We start from the raw sequence: 22,107 nt of genomic DNA on the forward strand, positions 1-22,107 counted from the left end.
GGTGAGATTGTCGCAGGCATGACCGAGAGGAGGAGGAGATGAGCCGCAGCAGTCTCGCGCCGGTCACGCGCACTCCGCGCCCCCTCGTGGTTCTCGCCGTCGCGGGTCTCCTCCTGCTCGTCGGCCCGCTCCTCGCGATCGTCCTGCGCGCACCGTGGCCGCGCATTCTCGAGATCGTGTCGCGCGAGAGCGCGCTGAACGCCCTCGGCATCTCCCTCGGCACCGCCGCGGCGGCGACGGGGCTCAGCCTCCTGCTCGGGCTGCCGCTCGCCCTGCTCCTCGCCGGTGCGCCGAGCGGACGCTCGTCGCTGAGCGTGCGCATCGTGCGATCCTTCGTGACCGTGCCCGTCGTGCTGCCGCCCGTCGTCGGCGGTGTCGCGCTCGTCGCCCTGCTCGGCGAGGGCGGGCTCGTCTCCCAGCCGCTCGCCGACTGGTTCGGCTTCGCGCCGCCGACGAGCGCCGCCGCCGTCGTGCTCGCGCAGACCTTCGTCGCCATGCCGTTTCTCGTCTTCGCGATCGAGGGTGCCGTCCGCGGTGCCGACCGACGTTTCGACCTCGTCGCCGCGACCCTCGGGTCGACGCCGAGTCGCCGTCTCATGCGGGTGACGTTGCCGCTCATCGCGCCCGGCATCGCGGCGGGAGCCGCGCTGTGCTTCGCCCGGGCGCTGGGCGAGTACGGGGCGACGGTGACGTTCGCCACGAGCATCCCGGGCATCACGCAGACCCTCCCGATGGCGATCTACGGCGAGCTCGCCCTCGGAGACCGGGATGCGGCCATCGCGCTCTCCCTCGTGCTCATCGCCGTCTCGGTGGTCGTGCTGCTCGCGTTCCGCGACCGGTGGGTGCCGCAGGTGGCGCGATGACCGGGCTCTCGGCCGCGCTGCGCGTGCGGCGCGAGGAGTTCGCCCTCGACGTGGAGTTCGCCGTGCCGACCGGGGGCGTGCTCGGTGTGATCGGGCCGAACGGCGCGGGCAAGTCGACTCTGCTGCTCGCCCTCGCCGGGGCGATCGAGCTCGAGGGGGGAGCCGTGTCGATCGACGGCGTCGAGCTCGACACCGCGCCCGAGCGCCGCGGGGTCGGCGTCGTCTTCCAGGACGCGCTGCTCTTTCCGCACCTGAGCGTGCTCGACAACGTCGCCTTCGGGCCGCGCGAACGGGGGCAGACCCGGGTCGCCGCACGGTCGCTGGCGCGCTCGTGGCTCGACCGGCTCGGCATCGCGCATCTCGCGCACCGTCGGCCTGGCGGTCTCTCGGGGGGAGAGGCGCAGCGGGCCGCGCTCGCACGCGCTCTCGCGGTCGCCCCGCGCCTGCTGCTGCTGGACGAGCCGCTCGCCGCCCTCGACGTCGAGGTGCGCGACGCGGTGCGTGCCGACCTCTCCGCGCACGTGGGCGCCTTCGGCGGCGTCACCGTCGTCGTCGCCCACGACCGCGACGATGTCGCGGCGCTCGCCGAGCAGGTGCTCGTCGTCGAGGGCGGGCGCGTCGTGCAGCGCGGCACCCTCGCGGAGCTCACGGCGCACCCTGCGACCGACTTCGTGCGGCGGTTCACGGCGAGCACCCCGCCTGCCGGCCCGAGCTGACCGGCGCACCGGGCAGAATCCGCGCAGGGGCCCTCGCTAGGCTCTCGACCATGCCTCGTACACCGCCCGACGACGACGCCGCCCTGCGGTGGGACGACGTCGACGACCCGAGCTGGGTCGAGGCGCAGAGCACGGCGTCGCACGGCGGAGCCGAGGCGGGCTCTGACGGCGTCGGCGAGCGCGAGGGGGGCGTGCCGGCATCGCCGGAGCCGTCGCGCGGCGCGCTCGCCATGACGCTCATCACCGCGGTCGGTGCCGTGCTGTACCTCGCCTACTCGATCGCGTGGATCGTCGGCGTGAGCGGCCTCCCGCTGAGCGGGCCGACGCTCGTGCTCGAAGTGCTGTACCAGTTCGCCGAGTTCCTCGCGATCATCGCGAGCGCCCTCTGGTTCGTCGCAGCGGTCATGCTCACGGCCGGTCGAGTCGGTCGACGCGCTGGGTGGCTCGCGCTCGGCTCCCTCGTCCTGATGCCCTGGCCCTTCGTGCTGGGGGTGCTCACGTGACCGACGCGCGCGACCTCACCCCTCCCCGCACCGATCCGGCAGGCACCGCCCCCGTCGACCGCGGCTCCCGTGCCGCGCGTCTCGGCGTCATCCTGCTCCTGGGCCTCGTCGTCGCCTGGTTCACGTGGGACGCCGTCGGCAACCTCATCGCCCTCCCCGAGCTGCTCACCGACCTGGGGCTCGCCGAGAGCGTGCCGTGGCCGGCGCTCGTCCTCGGCGTCGCCATGCCCGTCGTGTACTACGCGGCCGCGGTCGTCATCGGGGTGCGCCTGAGTCTCGCGCGCTTGACTCTCGTGCTCATCGCCAGCCTCGCGGCGATCGCGGCGACAAGGCTGAGCCTCATCGCCGTCGCGACCGGCACTCTCGTGGTTCTGTAGCGCATGCCGTCCTCGGCTAGGCGAGTCAGGCGAGGCCGACCCAGAGCACGAGGGCGATGAGCGCGAGCTGCAGGAGCAGTCTCGGCACGAGCGGCACCGCGACGACGCCGAAGCGGTCGCGATGGCGCGCCGCGTAGGCGTTGGCCGGGAACACGCACACGAGGAACACCGCGAGCAGGATGCCCGCCGCGGGCCGCGTCACCGGCACGAGCAGGCCTATCCCTCCCGCGATCTCCGCGACGCCCGTGACCCAGACCCAGCCGCGCGGGCTGAACGGGCGGCCGTGGAAGACGGCGGGCACCATCGCGGCCATCGTGCGCACGACGCTCGGCACGAAGTGGGTGATGCCGATGCCCACGAACACGACGGCCGTGATGATGCGCGCAAGGTCGAGCGCGAGCTCGACGGTCACGAGGCACCCTCCTCGTTCGATGCGGCGCCGCGCTCGGCGAGCAACCGGTCGATGGTCGCGAGCTCCGGATCGATGCCGGCGCCGGTTCCGGGCGTGAGCGCAGCATCCTCGCTCCCGGCCCGTCGGCCGGCGGCGTACCCGGCGAGGAAGGTCGCGAGCGGCGCGGCGGGACGCACGACGCCGTGCGCGACGCGTCCGGCGAGCGCGAGCACGGTGTCGATGTCGGCGGGGGGCTGCTCGAGCCCGAGGGCGGCGCACAGTTCGTCCACCCAGTCGGCGAGCAGGGCGTCTCGATCGTCGGTCATGGCGAGCGGTCTCCTTCGGTCACGCGGGGCACGGTGACGCCGAGCGCCGCCGCATCGTCGAGCGTGTCGACGTCGGCCGTCGACCCCGGGGGCGCCGCGACCGTCTCGACGACCATCCTCGCGGTGATCGCCCGCAGGGGCAGGGAGGCGAGCGGGTGCGGTGCGCGATGCTCGACCGCGCGCCGTGCGCCCTCCGCGTCACCACTGCCCGCCTCGAGCTCGGCGAGCACGCGACGCAGGGGAACCGTGCGGTAGACGCCCGCGAGCGGCTGCAGGCGCTGCGACTTGTCGAGCGCGAGCACGGCCTCGGCCGCGGGCAGCGCGGCGAGGACGGCCAGCAGCTCGGGCACGAGCGGGGCGACGTGCGGCATGTCGACGGCGAGCAGGAGGACGGCATCGGCGGCGGGCTCGCGCCGAGCATCCAGGGCCGCGAGGCCGGCACCGAGCGCCGCGACCGGGCCGCCGTACGCGGGGTGCTCGCGCGCTGCGCTCACGCGTGCGTCGAGCAGCCGCGGGGGAGCGTCGCCGACGATGACGAGGGAGCGCGCCGCGCCGAGGGCGCCGACCGTGCGCTCGAGGAGCGTCGCGCCGTCGACCAGCAACCCGGCCTTGGCCACGCCGCCGAGTCGCGCACCCCGGCCGCCGCTGAGCACAAGAGCGTCGACGATCACGGCTCCACGCTAGTGGGGCGGCATGTGCGACGATCGGAGGGTGGGACGCATCACGCAACGCCGCCGCGTCACGCGGATCACGCTCGGTCACGCGCCGAGCGAGCGCGCCGACGTGCTCGCCGTCGAGGAGCCGCTCGAGATCCGCGTCGGCGGCCTGCCCCTCGCCATCACGATGCGCACCCCGGGCAGCGACGTCGAGCTCGCTGCCGGCTTCCTCGTCTCGGAGGGCGTTGTCGCGCGCGGCGAGCAGTTCTCGGCAGCACGGTACTGCGTCGACGCGACTGCGGAGGATCGCGCGACCGGGCAGGTGAGCAACACGTACAACGTGCTCGACGTCGCGCTCGCTCCCGGGGTTCCGGCACCCGACCCGAGCCTCGCGCGCACGTTCTTCACGACGAGCTCGTGCGGGCTGTGCGGCAAGGACAGCATCGAGGCGGTGCGCACGAGCTCGCGGCACCCCGTCGCGGACGATCCGCTCGTCGTGAGCGCGCAGCTGCTGACGACGCTGCCCGATCGCCTGCGCGAGCAGCAGGCGGTGTTCGAGAAGACGGGTGGGCTGCACGCGGCCGCGCTCGTCGACGGTGCGACAGGCGAGCTGCTCGTGCTGCGCGAGGACGTCGGGCGGCACAACGCCGTCGACAAGGTGGTCGGCTGGGCACTCATGAACGACCGGCTGCCGCTCACCGGCACCGTGCTCATGGTCTCGGGCCGCGCGAGCTTCGAGCTCACGCAGAAGGCGTCGATGGCGGGCATTCCGATGCTCGCGGCCGTCTCGGCGCCGTCGTCGCTCGCGGTCGAGCTCGCCGAGGAGCTCGGCATGACCCTCGTGGGCTTCCTGCGCGGCGAGTCGATGGTCGTCTACACGGGCATCGAGCGCATCACGGATGCTCAGCTCACGCTCCCTCAGGAGGAACTCGTCCCGTGACCGACCGCAGAGGCCTCCCAGCCAGCCCCGTACCCGCGAGCCCCGAGCCCGACCTCGTCGTGACCGCGCCGAAGGAGTGGGCCGCGGGTGTCCCCGGCGTGCTGCACGCGATGGGGCCGGCGCTCGCCGAGATGGGGCTGGGGCGCTCGCTCACGCTCCTCACGAAGCTCAACCAGCAGCAGGGCCTCGACTGCATGAGCTGCGCGTGGCCCGACCCCGCGCACCGCAAGGCCGCCGAGTTCTGCGAGAACGGCGCGAAGGCGGTCACGTGGGAGGCGACGCCCCTCACGGTGCCGTCGAGCTTCTGGGCCGAGAACTCGCTCACCGACCTCCTCGAGCGTGACGAGTACTGGCTCGGTCAGCAAGGGCGCCTCGTCGAGCCCGTGCACAAGCCCGCCGACAGCGACCACTACCACCCGGTGAGCTGGGACGAGGCGTTCTCGATCATCGGCGAGCGGCTCGCCTCGCTCGAGTCGCCCGACCAGGCGGCCTTCTACACGAGCGGGCGTGCATCCAATGAGGCAGCCTTCCTCTACCAGCTGTTCGTGCGCGCCTACGGCACCAACAATCTGCCCGACTGCTCCAACATGTGCCACGAGTCGACGGGCGCAGCGCTCACGGAGACGCTCGGCATCGGCAAGGCCACGGTCGCCTACGACGACTTCGCGCAGGCCGACCTCATCATCGTGATGGGCCAGAACCCCGGCACCAACCACCCCCGCATGCTCACCGCCCTCGAGGAGGCGAAGAGCAACGGTGCGAGCGTCGTCGCCGTCAACCCGCTCGTCGAGGCAGGCCTCAAGCGCTACAAGAACCCGCAGACCGTGCGCGGCGTCGTGGGCCGAGGGTCGAGCATCGCCGACCAGTACCTGCAGATCCGCTCGGGCGGCGACATGGCGCTCCTGCAGGCGCTCTCCCGCCGCGTGCTCGAGGCCGAGGCGGCAGCACCGGGCACGGTGCTCGACCACGCCTTCCTCGCCGAGCACGCGAGCGGTGTCGAGGAGACCATCGCCCACCTGAGCGCGGTCGACGAGGCCGAGGTGCTCGCCGCGACAGGCCTGACCTCGCAGGAGATCGACGAGCTCGGGCAGCGCTACCTGCGCGCCGACCGCGTCATCATCACCTGGGCGATGGGCATCACGCAGCATAGGAGAGCCGTCGCGACGATCCGCGAGATCGTCAACCTGCTCCTGCTGCGCGGCAACATGGGCAAGCCCGGCGCGGGAGCGTGCCCCGTGCGCGGCCACAGCAACGTGCAGGGCGACCGCACGATGGGCGTGTGGGAGAAGATGCCGGCGTGGTTCCTCGACGCGCTCGAGAGGGAGTTCGGCTTCGCCCCGCCGCGCGAAGAGGGCGTCGACTCGGTGCACGGCGTGCAGGCGATGCGGCGCGGCGAGATTCGCGCGTGGGTCTCGCTCGGCGGCAACTTCGTCGGCGCGATCTCCGACACCGCCGCCGCGGAGGCGGCCATGCGCGGCACCGACCTCACCGTGCAGATCTCGACCAAGCTCAACCGCTCCCACGTCGTCACGGGGCGCGAGGCGATCATCCTTCCCACGCTCGGCCGCACCGAGATCGACCGTCAGGCCTCCGGCGAGCAGTTCGTGACGGTCGAGGACACGGTGTGCGCCGTGCACGCCTCCTACGGCGCGGTGCAACCCGTCGACGAGCGCCTGCTCTCGGAGGTCGCGATCGTGTGCCGCATGGCCGAGGCCGTGCTCGGCGACCGCGTGAGCATCCCGTGGCGCGACTTCGAGGGCGATTACGACCTCATCCGCGACCGCATCAGCCGCGTGGTGCCGGGCTTCGACGACTACTCGGCGCGCGCGCGGCGACCCGAGGGCTTCGTGCTGCCCAACGGCCCGCGCGACTCCCGCAGCTTCGCGACCGCGACGGGGCGCGCCATGCTCACCGTCAACGCGCTCGAGGCCGTCGAGCGGCCCGCCGGTCGCCTGCTGCTGCAGACCCTGCGCTCGCACGACCAGTTCAACACGACCATCTACGGGCTCAACGACCGCTACCGGGGCATCAAGAAGGGTCGCAGGGTCGTGTTCGTGAACCCCGACGACCTCGCCGAGCTCGGCCTCGAGGACGGCCAGCGAGTCGACATCGTGAGCGAGTGGCGCGGCGCCGACCACGGCTTCCTCAGCGATTGGCGCGTGGTCGCCTACCCGACGGCGAGAGGGTGCGCCGCAGCCTACTTCCCGGAGGCCAACGTTCTCGTCCCGCTCGAGAGCGTCGCCGAGGGCAGCAACACGCCTGTCTCGAAGGCGGTCGTCGTGCGGCTCGAGCCGCATCGCGCTGATGCGCCAGACACCGATGCGCCAGACACCGATCGCGCGCCCGAGCCCGCGTCTCGGCCCGACACGGAGCCGTCGCTCACGCGGTAGGCGGCTGATCCCGCCAGTCGAGCACCTCGACGACGTCTCCGGGGGAGACCTCCTCGACCTCCGCGTCGACGACCGCGAGGCCGTCGGCGAGTGCGAGACTCGCCACGAGGTGCGAACCCGAGCCGCCCGCGGTCGCGGGGCGCACGCGCACCGCGCCCGCGGCATCCCGCACGATGGTCACCGGGATGTACTGCCGGCGGCCCTGCGGCGTGCGCCAGCCGACCTCGGCGGTGCCGTCGACCCGCGGGCGCTGCACCTCGGCGAGTCCCTGCAGGCGCCGCAGCGCCGGCCGCACGAAGACCTCGAACGAGACCGCCGCGCTCACCGGGTTGCCGGGCATCGCGAAGAGCGGAGTGCCGTCGAGCCAGTGCCCGAAGCCCTGCGGCTTGCCCGGCTGCATGCGCACGCTGCCGAAGCGCACGCCCAGCGGCGCGAGCAGCTCTTTCACGACGTCGTAGGCGCCGACGCTCACGCCCCCCGAGAGCACGATCGCGTCGGCCTCGCGCGCGGCCCGCTCCAGCAGCGCGCGCAGAGCGTCGACGTCGTCGGCCACCGAGCCGAGTCGCAGGGCCGCCCCTCCCGCCTCCTCGACGGCGGCGGCCAGCAGGAAGGAGTTCGAGTCGGGAATCTGACCGCGCCGCGTCGGCTCGCCGGGCGGCACGAGCTCGCTGCCCGTCGAGATGACGGCGACTCGTGGGCGGGCGTGCACGTCGACCGTCGCGCGTCCCGCGCTCGCCGCCGCCGCGATCGCGCGCGAGGTGAGCGTCACGCCGGGGGAGAGCACCGTCGCGCCGGCCTCCAGGTCGGTGCCCGCGCGTCGTACGTGCGCCCCGAGCACCGCCTCCCGGTGCACGCGCACGCTCGCCGTGCCGCCGTCGGTGTGCTCGACGGGCACGATCGCATCAGCACCGAGCGGCACCGGGGCCCCCGTCATGATGCGTGCGGCCGTGCCGGGCTCGAGCCGAGCATCCGCCGCGGCGCCCGCGGGAAGATCGGCCGTGACGGGCAGGCGCACGAATGCGGTCTCGGATGCACCGCGCACGTCCTCCGCGCGCACGGCGTAGCCGTCCATCGCCGAGTTGTCGAACGGGGGGATCGCCGTCTGCGCCGTCACCTGCCGCGCGAGCACGCGCCCGAGCGCCGCGTCGAGCGGAACGGACTCCACGGGACGCTCGCGAACGCCCGCGAGGATGTCGTCGAGGTGCTCCTCGACGCTGCGCATGTGCGACGTGCCGACCATGGCCTCACGCTAGCCGGTCGGCGCGGCCGGGGCGGGCCCGCTCGTGCCCGCGGTCCTGGGCGCCGTGAGTGCTCCACTACCCTGGAGGCACAGACCAACGGCGCCCCGACCACCGCGCCCCGTGATCGCCCTGTGCGAGCCCCGTGCTCGCCCGCAGTCCGCCCATCCTGTCGACACCCCCGTGAGGTTCCACTCGTGTCCAAGCCCGTCGTGCTCATCGCCGAACAGCTGTCTCCCGCCACCGTCGACGCTCTCGGCCCCGACTTCGACGTGCGCCACGTCGACGGCACCGACCGCGCCGCCCTGCTCGCCGCCCTGCCGGAGGCGCACGCGATCCTCATCCGCTCGGCGACGCAGGTCGACGCCGAGGCGATCGCCGCCGGCTCCGCCCTCAAGGTCGTCGCGCGCGCCGGGGTCGGGCTCGACAACGTCGACGTCAAGGCTGCGACCGAGGCGGGCGTCATGGTCGTCAACGCGCCCACGAGCAACGTCGTGAGCGCCGCCGAGCTCGCGGTCGGGCACATCCTCGCCCTCGCCCGCCACATTCCCGAGGCGAACGCCTCCATGAAGGCGGGGGAGTGGAAGCGCTCCGCTTTCACGGGCTTCGAGCTGTACGAGAAGACCATCGGCATCGTCGGCCTCGGCCGCATCGGCACCCTCGTCGCCCAGCGTCTCGCCGGGTTCGAGGTCGAGCTGCTCGGCTTCGACCCCTACGTTCCACCGGCGCGCGCCGCGCAGCTCGGCGTGACGCTCGTGACCCTCGACGAGCTCATGGAGCGCAGCGACGTCATCACGATCCACATTCCCAAGACGCCCGAGACCACGAACCTCATCAGCACGGACGAGTTCGCGAAGGCGAAGCCCTCCCTGCGCATCGTCAACGCGAGCCGCGGCGGCATCATCGACGAGGATGCCCTGCACGAGGCCCTCGCGAGCGGCCTCATCGCCGGCGCGGGCCTCGACGTCTTCGTGAGCGAGCCGCCGAAGGGCTCCCCGCTGCTCGACCTGCCCACCATCCAGCTGACGCCGCACCTCGGCGCCTCGACCGACGAGGCGCAGGAGAAGGCCGGGGTCTCGGTCGCCAAGTCGGTGCGCCTCGCGCTCGACGGCGAGCTCGTTCCCGACGCCGTGAACGTGGCCGGTGGCACGATCGATCCGAGCGTGCGCCCGGGCATCCCGCTCATGGAGAAGCTCGGCCAGGTCTGGGCGAGCCTCGCCGATCACTCGTTCGCGAGCATCGACGTCGAGGTGCGCGGCGAGATCGTCGCGCACGACGTGGGCGTGCTCAAGCTCGCCGCCCTCAAGGGCATCTTCGGCCGTATCTCCTCCGAGCAGGTCAGCTACGTCAACGCGCCGCTGCTCGCCGAGCAGCGCGGCGTCGAGGTGCGCCTCATCACCGACGAGGTGAGCGAGGAGTACCGCAACCTACTGACGATCCGCGGCTCGCTCGCCGACGGCACGCAGCTGTCCGTGAGCGGCACGCTCGTCGGCGCGAAGCAGGTGCAGAAGATCGTCGAGATCAACGGCTACGACGTCGAAGTGCCCATGGCGGAGCACTTCATCGTCATGCTCTACACCGACCGGCCGGGCATCGTCGCGGTGTACGGCAAGGAGTTCGGCGAGGCCCAGATCAACATCGCCGGCATGCAGATCGCCCGGCACACCGCGGGCGGGCCGGCACTGAGCGTGCTGACCGTAGACTCGCAGGTGCCGGACGAGCTGCTGGAGCGCTTGCGCGGCGAGATCGATGCCTCGTTCCTGCGCGAGATCACGCTCTACGAGGCCTGACCCCTCAGGCCCGACCCCTCTGGGTCGGCGCGCTAATCGACCGGGTCGGTCGTGGTGCGGCGCGTCGTGCTCGCACCGGATGCGGGGTCGACGGTCGTCTCCTGCGTTGCCGAACGACGACGGGCCATGAGGACACCGCCGATGATGATGGTGATGGCACCGGCCACCATGAGGATGTAGCCGACCGTGGACAGCTCGATCCAGTCGAGGCTGACGTTGACGGCGAAGGCGAAGATCGCGCCAACGGCAAACAGGAAGATTCCGAAACCAATGCTCATGACGTGGTCCTTTCGTTGTGACCCCGGTAGGAGTCGACTGAGACCGTAGCGCGGGCCGCGCCTGCTCGCGAGGTTCCCGACCCGGGCGACGTGGGGTAAGACGCTAGCCTGAGAGCGGCAGATCGGCGCAGGAGTGCGGATCCTGCCCGTTGACTGAGAATCGCCTGATGGAGGCCCCGTGATCCGCACCCGCACCCTCGACCTCGCCGTCATCGCCGGCGACGGCATCGGCCCTGAAGTCACCGCCGAGGCGCTGCGCGTGCTGCGCGCCGCCGTGGGCGACGAGGCGACGGTCACGCAGACGGATTACCCGCTCGGTGCCGCGCACTACCTCGCGACCGGCGAGATTCTCGGCGACGAGACCCTCGAGAAGCTCGCCCAGCACGACGCCATCCTGCTCGGCGCCGTCGGCGGGGACCCGCGCGACCCGAAGCTCGCGGGCGGCATCATCGAGCGCGGGCTGCTGCTGAAGCTGCGCTTCGCGTTCGACCACTACGTCAACCTGCGCCCCACGCGCATCCTGCCCGGCGTCACCTCACCGCTCGCCGATCCCGGTGAGGTCGACTTCGTCGTCGTGCGCGAAGGCACGGAGGGGCCCTACGTGGGCAACGGCGGCGCGCTGCGCGTCGGCACGCCGCACGAGATCGCCAACGAGACGAGCGTCAACACCGCCTTCGGCATCGAGCGCGTCGTGCGCTTCGCCTTCACCCAGGCCGCCGCGCGGCGGCAGAAGCTCACCCTCGTCCACAAGACCAACGTGCTCGTGCACGCGGGCGGGCTCTGGCAGCGCGTCGTGACCGCGGTCGCCGCCGAGCACCCCGACGTGAGCGTCGACTACCTGCACGTCGACGCCGCCACGATCTTCCTGGTCACCGACCCGGCGCGCTTCGACGTCATCGTGACCGACAACCTGTTCGGCGACATCCTCACCGATCTCGCCGCCGCCATCGGCGGCGGTATCGGCCTCGCCGCCTCGGGCAACCTCAACCCGAGCGGCGACTTTCCCAGCATGTTCGAGCCGGTCCACGGCTCGGCGCCCGACATCGCCGGCCAGCAGAAGGCAGACCCGACCGCGGCGATCCTCTCCGTGGCGCTGCTGCTCGAGCAGAGCGGCCTCGGCGAGGCCGCGGCCCGTGTGACGCGCGCCGTCGAAGCCGACCTCGCCGCGCGCGGCTCGACTCCGCGCAGCACCGTCGAGATCGGCGCGGCGATCGCGGAGGCCGCCGCGGCCTGAGCCGAGCATCCCGCACGGGCGTCATGCGACAGCCCGGAGTACGCTAGACCAACGCTTCACCGGCGCGCAGACGCGCCGCCGTCGACCTGCCGAGGACACACCATGACGATCTCGCTGCCCCTAGCCCAGAAGGACCTCACGTTCGCGGTGACGCGCAACGAGTCTGCGGCGAGCGACGCCGATCGCGCGGCGATCCTCGCCAACCCCGGCTTCGGCAAGACCTTCACCGACCACATGGTCGACGTGTGCTGGAGCGAGCACGGCGGCTGGCACCGGCCCCGCGTGCAGCCCTACGGCCCCATCGCCCTCGACCCCGCGGCGAGCGTGCTGCACTACGGCCAGGAGATCTTCGAAGGGCTCAAGGCCTACCGCCACGCCGATGGCTCCATCTGGTCGTTCCGCCCCGACGCCAACGCGCGCCGCATGCAGGCCTCCGCGCGGCGCATGGCGCTGCCTGAGCTGCCCGAGGAGTACTTCATCGAGTCGCTGCGGCAGCTCGTCGCCGTCGACGGCGACTGGGTGCCGACCGCGCCGGAGACGAGTCTCTACCTGCGGCCCTTCATGTTCGCCAAGGAGGCGTTCCTCGGCGTGCGACCCGCCCACAAGGTCGCCTACTACGTCATCGCCTCCCCGGCGGGTGCCTACTTCCCTGGCGGTGTGAGCCCCGTCTCCATCTGGCTCTCCACCGAGTACTCGCGCGCGGGCAAGGGCGGCACGGGCGCCGCCAAGACGGGTGGCAACTACGCCGCCTCGCTCGTGGCGCAGGCCGAGGCCGCCGAGCACGGCTGCCAGCAGGTGCTCTTCCTCGACTCCGTCGAAGGGCGCTACCTCGAAGAGCTCGGCGGCATGAACATCGTGCTCGTGACGCGCGACGGCACGCTCGTGACGCCGCAGAGCCCGTCGATCCTGCCCGGTATCACGCGCGACTCCGTGCTGCAGCTCGCCGAAGACCGCGGCCACACCGTCGAGCGCCGCCAGGTCTCGATCGACGAGTGGCGCGAGGGCGTCGCGAACGGCGACATCGTCGAGGCGTTCGCGTGCGGCACCGCCGCCGTCATCACGCCCATCGGCGTGATCTCGGCCCGCGACTTCACGATCGGCTCCGCCGACGCCGAGCCTGGTGAGCTCACGATGTCGCTGCGCGAGGAGCTCACCGACATCCAGTACGGGCGCCGCCCCGACCCGCACGGCTGGATGCTGCGCCTGGATGCCTGAGCACGAGTTCGCCCGCATGCCCGGCTGGGCGCAGGCGGGCACTCTCGCGATCGTCCTGCTGCTCGGCACCGTGCTCGGCTTCATCGGCACGTTCTTCCACCAGTCGCTGCCGCCGATCGGGCTCATCGTCGCCCTCGGGACGGTCGGACTGTTCCTCACGGGGCTGCGCAGCTGGGCATCCGTGCGGTCGCCCGCGGCGACGGGCGCGCTCGGGGTCGCCGGCATGAGCGCGATCCTGAGCCTGCCGGTCGGCGGCACGGTGCTCGTGCCCGCCAACGCCGTCGGCCTCGCCTGGACCTTCGGCGTCGCACTCATCGCCCTCGTCGTGATCGCGTGGCCCGACCCTGCACGGCTCTCACGGCTTCGGGCCGTTAGCATGGAGGGGCCCGCCAAAGAGAAGGACTCGACTGCACCGTGACCTACGTCATCGCCCTCCCCTGTGTCGACCTCAAGGATCGCGCCTGCATCGACGAATGCCCCGTCGACTGCATCTACGAGGGTGACCGGATGCTCTACATCCACCCCGACGAGTGCGTCGACTGCGGCGCCTGCGAGCCGGTGTGCCCTGTCGAGGCCATCTACTACGAAGACGACACCCCCGAGAAGTGGGCCGACTACTACACGGCTAACGTCGAGTTCTTCAAGGAGATCGGCTCTCCCGGTGGAGCAGCCAAGGTCGGCGTCATCCACTACGACCACCCGATCGTGGCCGCGCTGCCGCCGCAGCAGCAGTAGCCGTACCGGTGGGTATCGCGTTACCCGACTTCCCGTGGGACTCCCTCGCGCCCCACGCGGCGCGCGCCCGTGAGCACGCCGACGGGATCTGCGACCTCTCCGTCGGATCGCCCGTCGACCCGACGCCCGACGTCGTGCGCGAGGCGTTGCGCGCGGCCACGGATGCCCACGCCTACCCGCAGACGACGGGCACGGCCGAGCTGCGCGCGGCGATCGTCGACTGGTACGCCCGCCGACGCGGCGTGAGCGGGCTCGGCCCCGACGCGGTGCTGCCCACGATCGGCTCGAAGGAGCTCGTCGCGTGGCTGCCGCTCCTGCTCGGGCTCGGCCCCGGCGACGTGGTCGTGCACCCCACGGTCGCCTACCCCACCTACGCCGTCGGCGCGGCCCTCGCGCGTGCGACCGCCGTCGCCGCCGACGACCCCGCGCTGTGGCCCGCCGAGGTGCGCCTCGTGTGGCTCAACAGCCCCGGCAACCCCACGGGAGCGGTGCTCGACGTCGACGCCCTGCGCGCTGCCGTCGCGCGAGCCCGCGAGCTCGGCGCCGTCATCGTCAACGACGAGTGCTACGCCGAACTCGGCTGGGATGCCCCGTGGGCGGACCGGCCAGCGCCGAGCATCCTCGACCCGCGCGTGGTCGGAGACGGCCCCCCGACCGGCGTGCTCAGCGTCTACTCGCTCAGCAAGCAGTCGAACCTCGCCGGCTATCGCGCCGCGTTCCTCGCCGGCGACGAGAAGCTCGTGCGGAGCATCCTGCAGGTGCGCAAGCATGCCGGCCTCATGCCGCCCGCGCCCGTGCAGGCGGCCATGATCGCCGCCCTCGGAGACGACGTCCACGTCGCCGAGCAGAAGGAGCTCTATCGCGCGCGACGGGATGCCCTCGCCGCAGCCGTGCGCACCGCGGGACTGCGCATCGACCACTCCGAAGCCGGGCTGTACCTGTGGTGCACGCGCGACGAGCCCGCCCTCGACACCGTCGCCTGGTTCGCCGAGCAGGGCATTCTCGTCGCCCCCGGCACCTTCTACGAGGGTGAGCAATCGCGCCACGTGCGCCTCGCCCTCACGGCGAGCGATGAGCGCATCACCGCGGCGGCCGCGCGCTTGGTCTCATCCTCCAACGCCTGAGCGTCTGCGTTGGCGGGTGGCGCACTGGCTCCCATTTGCGCCTAGGCTGTATGCGGACCACTCCCGCACGCCACCACACATCGGCGCGCAGCGGAGGGTCCTCTCCCCAGAACCGTCCAACGCGGACACACGACCGATGCGGACACGTCCAACCCGGACACGACCAACGCGAGGAGGCGCAGTGAGCGACGCCGATCAGAAGGCCACCCTGCAGTTCCCGGGAGGAACCGCGGAGTTCCCGATCCTGACGAGCGTCGACGGCGCTTCCAGCATCGACGTCTCGACGCTGACGATGCAGACCGGTCTCACCGCGCTCGACTACGGCTTCGTCAACACCGCCTCGACGCAGAGCGCCATCACCTACATCGACGGCGACAACGGCGTGCTGCGCTACCGCGGCTACGCCATCGAGGATGTCGCGGCCAACGCCTCCTTCCTCGAAGTGGCCTGGCTGCTCATCTACGGTGAGCTGCCCACGCCCTCCGAGCTCGACGCCTTCGACTCGCGCGTGCGCCGCCACACGCTCCTCCACGAAGACCTCAAGCGCTTCTTCGACTCCCTCCCGCACCAGGCGCACCCCATGTCGGTGCTCTCCTCCGCGGTCTCGGCGCTCTCGACCTACTACGGCGACTCCCTCAACCCGCACGACCCCGAGCAGGTGGAGATCTCGACGATCCGCCTCCTCGCGAAGCTGCCCGTCATCGCCGCCTACGCGCACAAGAAGTCGGTCGGGCAGGCCTTCCTGTACCCCGACAACTCGCTGAGCTTCGTCGACAACTTCCTGCGCCTCAACTTCGGCACGATGGCCGAGCCGTACGAGATCAACCCCGTGCTGTCGCAGGCGCTCGAGCGCCTGCTCATCCTGCACGAGGACCACGAGCAGAACGCCTCAACCTCGACGGTGCGGCTCGTCGGCTCGACGCAGGCCAACCTCTTCGCCTCCATCTCGGCGGGCATCAACGCGCTCTCGGGCCCGCTGCACGGCGGCGCGAACGAGTCGGTGCTGAGCATGCTCGGGCGCATCCGTGACAGCGGAGAGAGCGTCGAGCGGTTCGTGGAGCGCGTCAAGAACAAGGAGGACGGCGTCAAGCTCATGGGCTTCGGGCACCGCGTCTACAAGTCGTACGATCCGCGCGCGAAGCTCGTCAAGGAGAGCGCGGATGCCGTGCTCGCCGACCTCGGCATGAGCGACCCGCTGCTCGACATCGCTCGCGAGCTCGAGCAGATCGCGCTCGGCGACGACTACTTCATCGAGCGCAAGCTGTACCCCAACGTCGACTTCTACACAGGCGTCATCTACAAGGCGATGGGCTTCCCGACGCGCATGTTCACGGTGCTCTTCGCCATCGGGCGCCTGCCCGGCTGGATCGCCCACTGGCGCGAGATGAACGACGACCCGCGTACGAAGATCGGCCGCCCCCAGCAGCTGTACACGGGTTCGGCTGCGCGCGACTGGCCCCAGCGCTAGCAGCACCCGCACCGCGGGCTACGCGTGCAGGGCCTCGTTGAGCTGCGCGCCCGCGCCCGTGCGGGGCAGCACCTCGACGGCGCCCGTGAGCGAGTTGCGGCGGAACAGCAGCCCCGCTACCCCGCTCAGCTCGGCGGCCTTCACGGCGCGAGGCAGGCCATCCGGCCCGGTCGTTCCGTCGACCACGTAGACCTTCTGGCCGGCGGTCACGTAGAGCCCCGCCTCGACCACCGAGTCGTCGCCGAGCGAGATGCCGATGCCGCTGTTCGCACCGAGCAGCGCGCGCTCGCCGATCGCGACGCGGTGCGTGCCGCCGCCCGAGAGCGTGCCCATGATCGATGCGCCGCCCCCGATGTCGGTGCCGTCGCCGACGACGACGCCCTGGCTGATGCGGCCCTCGACCATGGAGGCACCGAGGGTTCCGGCGTTGAAGTTGATGAAGCCCTCGTGCATCACCGTCGTGCCGGGCGAGACGTAGGCGCCCAGGCGCACGCGGGAGGCGTCGGCGATGCGCACGCGCGGCGGCGTGACGTAGTCGAGCATGCGCGGGAACTTGTCGATGCCGAGCGGCGAGAGGCCCGCACGCTGCAGTCCGGGGCGCAGCGCGTCGAGGTCGTCGGGGTGCAGGGGGCCGCCCGTCGTCCACATCACGATCGGCAGGTGGCCGAAGACGCCGTCGAGGTTGATGCTGTTCGGCAGCACCAGCCGGTGGCTGAGCAGGTGCAGGCGCAGGTAGGCGTCGGGGGTGGAGGCGGGGGGCGCATCCAGCTCGATCTCGACCGTGCGGGCCTCGAGGCGCACGCCGCGCCGCTCGTCGTCACCCTGCAGGCGGGCGATCTCGGCGGGGACGATGTACGGGTCGCGGCCCTCCGGCAGCGAGCCGAGGTGCGGTTCGGGGTACCACGTGTCGAGCACCTCGCCGTCGCTCGCGCGCACCGTCGCGAGGCCGTAGCCCCAGGCGTGGGTCGGCGCGGTGCCGTCGGCGGGGGTGTCAGTCGCGGTGGGGGAGGTGCTCGAGGCCATGACCCCAGGCTACCGGGGCGCCGAACTAGGCTGGGCGACGTGACCGCCACCCTTCCCGTGCGCGCCGGCGTCGTCGGCCTCACCCGCGCCCTGTGCGACCTGCCCAGCGTCTCCAGCGATGAACGGATGCTCGCCGACGCCCTCGAGGCGACGCTGCGAGCCGAGGCGCCCCACCTCGAGGTCACGCGCGACGGCGACGCGGTCGTCGCCCGCACGCAGCTCGGGCGCGCGCAGCGGATCATCGTCGCCGGCCACATCGACACCGTGCCCATCAACGACAACCTGCCGACACGGCTCGAGGGCGACGAGCTCACCGGCACCCTGTGGGGGCGCGGCACGGTCGACATGAAGGGCGGCGTCGCGGTCGCCCTCGCCCTCGCGGTCGAGCTCACCGAGCCCGTGCACGACGTCACGTGGGTCTGGTACGACCACGAGGAGGTGGAGGCGACCCTCAACGGTCTCGGCCGTCTCGCGCGCACGCACCCCGACCTGCTCGCGGCGGATTTCGCGATCCTCGGGGAGCCCTCCAACGGCGTCGTCGAGGGCGGCTGCAACGGCACCGTGCGCGTCGAGCTGCGGGCGTCCGGCCGTCGGGCGCACTCGGCGCGGTCGTGGATGGGCGTCAACGCGATCCAGGCCCTCGCGCCCGCACTTGCCGCGCTCGCCGCCTACGAGCCCGCGACGGTGGAGGTCGACGGGCTCGCCTACCGCGAGGGCCTCAACGCCGTGGGCGTGAGCGGGGGAGTGGCCGGCAACGTCATCCCCGATGCGGCCGTGCTCACCGTCAACTACCGCTTCGCCCCCGACAAGACGGTCGCGCAGGCGCTCGAGCACGTGCGCTCGGTGCTGCTGCCCGGTGATGACGACGGGCAGGGCCTCGAGCTGGTGGTGACCGACGAGTCTTCCGCGGCCCGCCCGGGCCTGGATGCTCCGCTCGCGCAGCACTTCGTGGCAGCGGTCGGCGGCACTCCCGCACCCAAGTACGGCTGGACGGACGTCGCGCGCTTCGCCGAGCTCGGCATCCCCGCCGTCAACTACGGTCCCGGCGACGGCTCGCTCGCCCACGCCGACGACGAGCGCGTGCCGGTCGAGCAGATCCTCGCGTGTGAGCGGGGCCTTCGCGCGTGGCTGAGCGGGCAGTAGCGGCTCCCGCCGTCGAGCACGCAGCCGGGCGCCTCGCCACCGCCCTCGGCCGGGTGCCGTGGTGGGCGTGGGTGCTCGCGGTCTACAGCGCGTCTCGGGTCGTGACCACGAGCATCCTCCTGGCATTCGCGGCCCGCCAGGAGGACAACCCGTGGACGGAGGCGAACCCCGGCTACTTCGACTTCGCGCGCCTGTGGGACGGTCACTGGTACTGGATCATCGCCGCCGTCGGCTACCCCGAGGAGATCCCCCGCGACGAGGACGGCCTCGCGCAGGAGAACGCGTGGGCGTTCATGCCGGTCTACCCGATGCTCGTGCGGGCGGGGCTCGGTCTCACGGGCGGTGGCTCGGCCTCCGACTTCGCGGCCGTCGCGGTGACGATCTCGGTCGTCGCGGGCGGCGCTGCCGCGCTGCTCTTCCACGCCCTGCTGCGGCGCTGGATGAGCGCGGGGGCGGCGATGCTCGGCACGGCGCTGTTCTGCATCGCGCCGCTCTCGCCGATCTACCAGGTCGCGTACGCGGAGGCGCTGCACCTGGCGCTCCTCTTCCTCGCGCTGCTGCTCGTGCTCGAGCGGCGGTGGGTGCCCCTCGCCGTGGTCGTGACGGTCATGGCCCTCACGCGCCCGAGCGGGCTCGCCTTCGCGCTGCTGCTCGCGCTGGTCTGGCTGTGGCGGTGGCGCCGGGCGCGGCGCGGCATCGAACCGTTCGGGATGCGGGAGCGCCTCACTCTGCTGAGCGTCACCGCCGTCGCCGGTTTCGCCGGCCTCGCGTGGCCGGGCATCGTCGCGCTCGCCACCGGCGACTTTCTCGGGTACACCGACACCGAGCTCGCCTGGCGCCGACCGTACATCGGCGACGTGCACCTCGTGCCCTTCACGCCGTGGTGGCAGGGCGCGCAGTGGTGGCTCGGCGACGTGCTGGGCCCGGTCGCGCTCGTGACGGTGCTGCTCCTCGTGGCGTGCGCATTCGCGCTCCCGGCGATGCGGCGCATGCCCGTGGAGCTGCGCTGCTGGATCGTCGCCTACTCGCTCTACCTGCTCGCGGTGTTCTTCCCCCAGTCGAGCACGTTCCGTCTGCTCGTGCCGCTCGCGCCCGCCCTGGGAGCGATCGCGCTCGGCATCGTGAGCGTGGGGAACGGGCCGCTCGGGCGGCGGTTGCCGCGGGCCGCGGTGGGGCCGCTGCGCGGGGTGCTCGCGGTGCTCGCGATCGCGATCGGCATCGCCGGCCAGGTGTTCTGGGTGCACTTCGGCTGGTGGGTGGACGGCTACGACTGGACCCCGCCGTGACGCGCGCGACGCACGACTGCGGCCCCGAGCATCCCCTCGATTTAGGCAATGTCGGCGGATGCGGGATAATAGAGGGGAAGTCTCATTGAAAGGGGATACCACGATGGCAGCCATGAAGCCCAGGACCGGAGACGGACCGATGGAGGCTGTCAAGGAGGGTCGCCTCATCATTGTGCGCGTGCCCCTCGAAGGCGGCGGACGCCTCGTGGTGTCGGTCAACGACGCCGAGGCCCAGGAGCTGCACGACGCTCTCGCCGCGGCGATCTCCTAGCGCACCCGCCCGCCCGTTACTCGGGCACGGTGAGGATCTGCAGCAGCCCGTCTCCCACGGGAGACACCGCGATGCGCACGGCAGGCGAGTCGCGCAGCTCGCGCAGTAGCCCGCGCAGTTGCGCCGTCACGCCGTCGCGCTTCGCGGGCTCTGGCACGAAGTCGCGCCACAGCGCGTGCGGTACGAGCACGAGCCCGCCGACGCGGACGAGCCGGATCGCGTGAGCGATGTAGTCGAGAATGCTCGCGGCGTCGCCGTCGACGAGCACGATGTCGTAGCTGGCCTCGTTCATGCGCGGCAGCACCTCGAGTGCACGGCCCGTGATGAGGCGCACGCGCGCGGCCGGATGCCCGGCATCGGTGAACGCGGTGCGTGCGACCTCATGGTGGTCGGCCTCGAGGTCGATCGACGTGAGGTGGGCGTGCGGCGCACCGCTGAGCATCCAAAGCCCGCTGACGCCGAGACCGGTGCCGATCTCGATGATCGACTGGGCGTCGACAGCGCCGCAGAGAAGTGCGAGCTGGGCTCCCGTGGCGGGGCTCACCGCGTCGATGCCCTGCTCGACCGACTGCGCGCGGGCGCGCGCGATCACATCGGGTTCGACCGTGGTCTCCTCGACGTACTTCCAGGACAGTTCTTTGCTCGGCACACGCACTCCTCGTTGCGCCCAGCCTAGGGCGAAGACTCGGTCTCGCCGGGCTATTGTCGAGGGGTGTCCCTAGGCCTGACGTTCGAGAAGCTGCTGCTGATCGGTCTCATTGCTGTGCTCCTCATCGGCCCGGACCGTCTGCCGATGTACGCGGCGCAGTTCGGGCGACTCGTGCGTTCGCTGCGCGACATGGCGAGCGGGGCGAAGGACCGCATGCGCGAGGAGATGGGCCCCGACTACGACGACATCGACTGGAAGAAGCTCGACCCGCGCCAGTACGACCCGCGTCGCATCGTGCGGGAGGCGCTCCTGGAGGATGAGGAGAAGCCGGTCGCGCCGACGGTGTCGGCACCGAAGCGCGAGTCGGCCTACGCCCAGCGTCAGCGATTGATCCGCGAGGGCAAGCCGGCGCCTTTCGACCTCGAGGCCACGTAGAGGACGCCGAGAGCTGACGGCACGTGCTCGGCCTGACGCCCTATGGCTGACGCCCGGCGCGCTCGGGGCTCGGCGCTCAGCGAGTGCCGATGATGCGGTGGCTCGCGGCGACGCGCTCGCCCTCCGCACGCAGGAGCTCGAGCACCCGCCGCACGCTCGGCCGTTCGGCGCGATCGGCCCTCAGTAGCGCCGAGATCTGCCGTTCGGCGGGAATGCCGACGAGAGGCCGCGTGGCGATGTCGGTGCCGTGGCTGCGGGTCGTGAAGCGGGGCAGGATCGCTAGGCCGAGCCCGGCCGCGACGAGGCCCTCGACGACGAGGTTGTCCATGATGCGCTGCACGATGCGCGGCTCCCGCCCGACGGCGGCACCGAGCGCGTCGAGCCAGCGGTCGTACGGGTAGCCGATCGGTGCGCCGATCCACGGGTAGTCGGCGACGTCGGCGGGGCTCAGCACGCTCTTTTCCAGCAGCGGGTGGCCGGCCGGGAGGGCGACGTCGAAGGGCTCGGTCATGAGGTGCACGGTCGTGAGCCCTCGCTCGTTCCAGTGCGAGGGCACGCCCTGCGAGTCGGCGAGCACGATGTCGAAGTCGGGCGTGAGTTCGGCGAAGTCGGCGAGGGGGAGGTCCTGGTCGGTGACGAGCAGTCTCAGGGCGGGCTCGCGCTCGAGCGCACCCAGCACGCCGGGCAGCAGCATCTGCCCCGCGGTCGGGAAGGTGCTGAGCGTCACCGTGCCGGTCGGAGTCTGCTTGTACTCCGACCACAGCGCTTCGGCCGACTCGATCGCGACGGCGATTCTGCGCGCCGTCTCGGCGAGGGCGCGCCCCGCCCCCGTGAGCCGGATGCCCCGCCCCTCCTTCTCCGTGAGGGGCACACCCGCTTCGGCTTCGAGCAGCTTGAGCTGCTGCGAGACGGCGGATGCGGTGCGGTGGGTCGCGGCGGCCACGGCCGTGATGGTGCCCCGGTCGGCGAGTTCGCGGAGCAGTTCCAAACGGTGTACGTCCATGTAGAGAAACTACACGCTACGTGTAGAAACAATCGATTGTGCTAAAGATACCG

At 71.9% G+C, this 22,107-nt stretch carries 25 protein-coding genes; 17 read left to right on the plus strand and 8 right to left on the minus strand.

Annotation, left to right across the window (positions count from 1 at the left end; all coding sequences use genetic code 11):
• The first annotated feature begins 38 nt into the window (after positions 1-38).
• From HUJ41_RS03535 to HUJ41_RS03550, 4 genes are read left to right on the plus strand one after another with little or no spacing between them, the layout of a single operon-like run.
• Positions 39-863: a molybdate ABC transporter permease subunit gene (locus HUJ41_RS03535; protein WP_179873371.1), complete on the plus strand. Its 825-nt coding sequence runs from the start codon at positions 39-41 to the stop codon at positions 861-863.
• Positions 860-1,579 (plus strand): ATP-binding cassette domain-containing protein, encoded by a 720-nt coding sequence (locus HUJ41_RS03540; protein ID WP_179873372.1) that lies wholly within the window; start codon positions 860-862, stop codon positions 1,577-1,579. Before HUJ41_RS03535 ends, HUJ41_RS03540 begins: the two co-directional genes overlap by 4 nt.
• Positions 1,580-1,629: 50 nt before the next feature.
• Complete coding sequence (locus tag HUJ41_RS03545) at positions 1,630-2,082, plus strand: hypothetical protein (protein WP_179873373.1); 453 nt, start codon at positions 1,630-1,632, stop codon at positions 2,080-2,082.
• Entirely contained in the window at positions 2,079-2,459 is a 381-nt protein-coding gene (locus HUJ41_RS03550; protein WP_179873374.1) for a hypothetical protein, read from the plus strand. Before HUJ41_RS03545 ends, HUJ41_RS03550 begins: the two co-directional genes overlap by 4 nt.
• A gap of 25 nt (positions 2,460-2,484) precedes the next feature.
• Here HUJ41_RS03550 and HUJ41_RS03555 read toward each other — a convergent pair whose 3' ends face one another.
• The 3 genes from HUJ41_RS03555 to mobA are packed head-to-tail and all read right to left on the minus strand — an operon-like array spanning position 2,485 to position 3,847.
• On the minus strand, positions 2,485-2,871 hold the full coding sequence (locus tag HUJ41_RS03555; protein ID WP_224744550.1) for a DoxX family protein: 387 nt from the start codon (positions 2,869-2,871) through the stop codon (positions 2,485-2,487).
• Positions 2,868-3,176, minus strand: a complete 309-nt coding sequence (locus tag HUJ41_RS12725; RefSeq protein ID WP_224744551.1) for a DUF6457 domain-containing protein — start codon at positions 3,174-3,176, stop codon at positions 2,868-2,870. The genes HUJ41_RS03555 and HUJ41_RS12725 overlap by 4 nt, the downstream gene beginning before the upstream one ends.
• Complete coding sequence (mobA, locus tag HUJ41_RS03565) at positions 3,173-3,847, minus strand: molybdenum cofactor guanylyltransferase (RefSeq protein WP_179873375.1); 675 nt, start codon at positions 3,845-3,847, stop codon at positions 3,173-3,175. The genes HUJ41_RS12725 and mobA overlap by 4 nt, the downstream gene beginning before the upstream one ends.
• A gap of 40 nt (positions 3,848-3,887) precedes the next feature.
• Between mobA and fdhD the strand changes: the two genes are divergently transcribed.
• Entirely contained in the window at positions 3,888-4,772 is an 885-nt protein-coding gene (fdhD, locus tag HUJ41_RS03570; protein WP_179873376.1) for a formate dehydrogenase accessory sulfurtransferase FdhD, read from the plus strand.
• On the plus strand, positions 4,769-7,162 hold the full coding sequence (locus HUJ41_RS03575; protein ID WP_224744552.1) for an FdhF/YdeP family oxidoreductase: 2,394 nt from the start codon (positions 4,769-4,771) through the stop codon (positions 7,160-7,162). Before fdhD ends, HUJ41_RS03575 begins: the two co-directional genes overlap by 4 nt.
• On the opposite strand, the gene HUJ41_RS03580 is transcribed toward HUJ41_RS03575, so the two are convergent.
• Positions 7,152-8,402, minus strand: a complete 1,251-nt coding sequence (locus HUJ41_RS03580; RefSeq protein ID WP_218925635.1) for a molybdopterin molybdotransferase MoeA — start codon at positions 8,400-8,402, stop codon at positions 7,152-7,154. The two genes, HUJ41_RS03575 and HUJ41_RS03580, sit on opposite strands and share 11 nt — an antisense overlap.
• 195 nt (positions 8,403-8,597) lie before the next feature.
• Between HUJ41_RS03580 and serA the strand changes: the two genes are divergently transcribed.
• A complete protein-coding gene (serA, locus tag HUJ41_RS03585) occupies positions 8,598-10,190 on the plus strand; it encodes a phosphoglycerate dehydrogenase (protein ID WP_179873377.1) in 1,593 nt (530 codons plus the stop codon).
• A gap of 32 nt (positions 10,191-10,222) precedes the next feature.
• Here serA and HUJ41_RS03590 read toward each other — a convergent pair whose 3' ends face one another.
• Positions 10,223-10,468, minus strand: a complete 246-nt coding sequence (locus tag HUJ41_RS03590) for a DUF6458 family protein (protein WP_179873378.1) — start codon at positions 10,466-10,468, stop codon at positions 10,223-10,225.
• Between the two features lie 178 nt (positions 10,469-10,646).
• Here HUJ41_RS03590 and HUJ41_RS03595 point away from each other — a divergent pair, with 178 nt between their 5' ends.
• The 6 genes from HUJ41_RS03595 to HUJ41_RS03620 all read left to right on the plus strand — a co-directional run bounded on the left by HUJ41_RS03595 (position 10,647) and on the right by HUJ41_RS03620 (position 16,244).
• Positions 10,647-11,702, plus strand: coding sequence for a 3-isopropylmalate dehydrogenase (locus HUJ41_RS03595; protein WP_224744554.1), 1,056 nt, complete (start codon positions 10,647-10,649; stop codon positions 11,700-11,702).
• Positions 11,703-11,804: 102 nt separating this feature from the next.
• The gene (locus HUJ41_RS03600; protein WP_179873379.1) at positions 11,805-12,917 is read left to right on the plus strand and encodes a branched-chain amino acid aminotransferase; all 1,113 of its coding nucleotides are present in this window, start codon (positions 11,805-11,807) and stop codon (positions 12,915-12,917) included.
• Positions 12,910-13,335 carry a hypothetical protein gene (locus HUJ41_RS03605; RefSeq protein WP_179873380.1) on the plus strand — a complete coding sequence of 142 codons (426 nt, stop codon included), beginning with the start codon at positions 12,910-12,912 and terminating at the stop codon, positions 13,333-13,335. The genes HUJ41_RS03600 and HUJ41_RS03605 overlap by 8 nt, the downstream gene beginning before the upstream one ends.
• Complete coding sequence (gene fdxA / locus HUJ41_RS03610) at positions 13,332-13,652, plus strand: ferredoxin (RefSeq protein WP_152581932.1); 321 nt, start codon at positions 13,332-13,334, stop codon at positions 13,650-13,652. The genes HUJ41_RS03605 and fdxA overlap by 4 nt, the downstream gene beginning before the upstream one ends.
• An 8-nt stretch (positions 13,653-13,660) precedes the next feature.
• Positions 13,661-14,776, plus strand: a complete 1,116-nt coding sequence (dapC, locus tag HUJ41_RS03615; RefSeq protein ID WP_179873381.1) for a succinyldiaminopimelate transaminase — start codon at positions 13,661-13,663, stop codon at positions 14,774-14,776.
• Positions 14,777-14,957: 181 nt separating this feature from the next.
• Positions 14,958-16,244, plus strand: a complete 1,287-nt coding sequence (locus HUJ41_RS03620) for a citrate synthase (RefSeq protein WP_246299300.1) — start codon at positions 14,958-14,960, stop codon at positions 16,242-16,244.
• Between the two features lie 18 nt (positions 16,245-16,262).
• Here the strand turns inward: HUJ41_RS03620 and dapD are convergent, their stop codons facing one another.
• Entirely contained in the window at positions 16,263-17,267 is a 1,005-nt protein-coding gene (gene dapD, locus HUJ41_RS03625; RefSeq protein ID WP_179873383.1) for a 2,3,4,5-tetrahydropyridine-2,6-dicarboxylate N-succinyltransferase, read from the minus strand.
• Between the two features lie 39 nt (positions 17,268-17,306).
• Between dapD and dapE the strand changes: the two genes are divergently transcribed.
• The 3 genes from dapE (at position 17,307) to HUJ41_RS03640 (ending at position 19,967) form a co-directional block, all read left to right on the plus strand.
• Entirely contained in the window at positions 17,307-18,410 is a 1,104-nt protein-coding gene (gene dapE, locus HUJ41_RS03630; protein WP_246299302.1) for a succinyl-diaminopimelate desuccinylase, read from the plus strand.
• Positions 18,392-19,696: a hypothetical protein gene (locus HUJ41_RS03635; protein WP_179873384.1), complete on the plus strand. Its 1,305-nt coding sequence runs from the start codon at positions 18,392-18,394 to the stop codon at positions 19,694-19,696. The genes dapE and HUJ41_RS03635 overlap by 19 nt, the downstream gene beginning before the upstream one ends.
• Before the next feature lie 103 nt (positions 19,697-19,799).
• On the plus strand, positions 19,800-19,967 hold the full coding sequence (locus HUJ41_RS03640; RefSeq protein WP_152581927.1) for a DUF3117 domain-containing protein: 168 nt from the start codon (positions 19,800-19,802) through the stop codon (positions 19,965-19,967).
• 16 nt (positions 19,968-19,983) lie between these two features.
• Here HUJ41_RS03640 and HUJ41_RS03645 read toward each other — a convergent pair whose 3' ends face one another.
• Positions 19,984-20,616 (minus strand): O-methyltransferase, encoded by a 633-nt coding sequence (locus HUJ41_RS03645; protein WP_179873385.1) that lies wholly within the window; start codon positions 20,614-20,616, stop codon positions 19,984-19,986.
• 63 nt (positions 20,617-20,679) lie between these two features.
• Here HUJ41_RS03645 and HUJ41_RS03650 point away from each other — a divergent pair, with 63 nt between their 5' ends.
• Complete coding sequence (locus tag HUJ41_RS03650) at positions 20,680-21,051, plus strand: sec-independent translocase (RefSeq protein ID WP_179873386.1); 372 nt, start codon at positions 20,680-20,682, stop codon at positions 21,049-21,051.
• Positions 21,052-21,127: 76 nt separating this feature from the next.
• On the opposite strand, the gene HUJ41_RS03655 is transcribed toward HUJ41_RS03650, so the two are convergent.
• Entirely contained in the window at positions 21,128-22,054 is a 927-nt protein-coding gene (locus HUJ41_RS03655) for a LysR family transcriptional regulator (RefSeq protein WP_179873387.1), read from the minus strand.
• Between the last annotated feature and the right edge of the window lie 53 nt (positions 22,055-22,107).

The sequence above is a fragment of the Microcella indica genome (genome assembly GCF_013414345.1).
Classification (GTDB): Bacteria; Actinomycetota; Actinomycetes; order Actinomycetales; family Microbacteriaceae; genus Microcella; species Microcella indica.